Origin of the sequence: Endozoicomonas sp. ONNA2, assembly GCF_024606365.1 — a bacterium.
Taxonomy (GTDB): Bacteria; Pseudomonadota; Gammaproteobacteria; order Pseudomonadales; family Endozoicomonadaceae; genus Endozoicomonas.
The window spans coordinates 1-1,475 of sequence record NZ_JAHHPO010000008.1 but is presented as its reverse complement, the minus strand read 5'-3'; the positions used below and the strand labels follow the sequence as shown (position 1 = coordinate 1,475).

Sequence of the window (1,475 nt, the reverse complement as noted above, 5' to 3'; positions counted from 1 at the left end):
ATCAGGATAGACTGGATGGCAAGCTTGCAGGTGGGAAAAAACGAAGTACTACTGTAAAGTCCTGACTGTTCGTGGCGATGTATCAAGATAATAAATCTCCCTACAGAAGACACAGGGAACCCCATGAACCGTTTTCAATTTTTGCTGGTCAGTCTGTTATTTAGTCCGTTGGCATGCATTGCTGACGTCTCGGCAGAATCTCTGGAGGAAGCTCTGGGTCATGCCTTGCGTTCAAACCCACAGGCAAAAGTTGCTCTTAGTCGTCTAAAGGCTGAAGAAAAAAATATCGATGCGGCGGCTGCCGCTTACTGGCCAACGCTGGATATTGCGGCAGGTATAGGTGGGCAGAAAAAGGATACCAGTCCAGATACCAGTGGCGACAGGCAGACTCGCAAAGAAGCTTCATTTTCTCTAAAACATAATCTGTTTGCAGGTTTTAATACCTGGTACAACGTCAAGGGTGCCCGCAAAGGTGCTGAGGCTCAACATTGGAGACTTTACTCCACACTGGAAGATCTGGCGCTGCAGGTTATCAATGTTTATCTCAAAGTGCTTGAACATCGTGATTTGGTTGAGTTGGCAGAAGAAAACCTGGACATTCATCACGAAATTTTTGATCAGATTGAGCGTCGTGCCAGTCAAGGGGTTGCTCGAAGCTCTGATTTGATTCAGGTAGAGGGGCGGCGGGCAAGAGCCAATGCAAATCTCATCAGTGCCAGAAATAATTTGATGGATGCTGAAAGTGAGTACCGCACACTGGTTGGGCACAGTCCCGGTGATTTGGCGTTTCCTGGTTTTAAACATCTTGATTTGCCGGAAGATCTGCATAGTGCCATTAAAGATAGCAAGCAGGATCACCCCAGTGTAAAGGCGGCTGATCTGGATGTTGAATCATCAGAATACGCTTATTCTTCGCGTAAAAGCAGTTATCTGCCATCACTGGATGCTGAGTTAGACCAAAGCTGGAAGCGCAATGCTGATGGTCAGCTCGGTGATTATGAAGATACGGTTGCCATGGTGAGGCTTCGCTACAATTTATTCCGGGGCGGCGCTGACAGGGCGAGCTTGATGGAGAGTGCTCATCAGGCAGAAGAGCGGCGCTCCGAGAAAGCAAGGGTAGTGAGAGATGTAGAAGAAAGAATGCGTATCAGCTGGGCTGCTCTTCAGTTTATTGGCGCACAACGGGAGTATCTACTAGTTCATGAAGATGCCAGTCGTGCGACACTTGCGGCATATCAGGAGCAGTTTAATATTGGCAAGCGTACACTGCTGGATTTGCTGGACAGCGAGAATGAACTGTTTCAGTCCAGCAATAGTTTAACTTCCGCCATCTATCAGGAAACTTATGCCCGTTACCGTGTTCTGGCGGCAGTGGGCAGGCTGCTGGAAAATGTGGAGTTTACCGTCCCGAAAAGCTGGCAGCTGGATGATTAGGCAGTTATATCACCAAGGAGCTATCCTGAAATAGTGATTTA

1 protein-coding gene is annotated in these 1,475 nt (G+C 47.9%); it reads left to right on the top strand.

What is annotated here, in order from left to right:
- The first annotated feature begins 123 nt into the window (after nucleotides 1-123).
- Nucleotides 124-1,434, top strand: coding sequence for a TolC family outer membrane protein (locus tag KDK14_RS00120; protein ID WP_257262983.1), 1,311 nt, complete (start codon nucleotides 124-126; stop codon nucleotides 1,432-1,434).
- The last annotated feature ends 41 nt before the right edge of the window (nucleotides 1,435-1,475 follow it).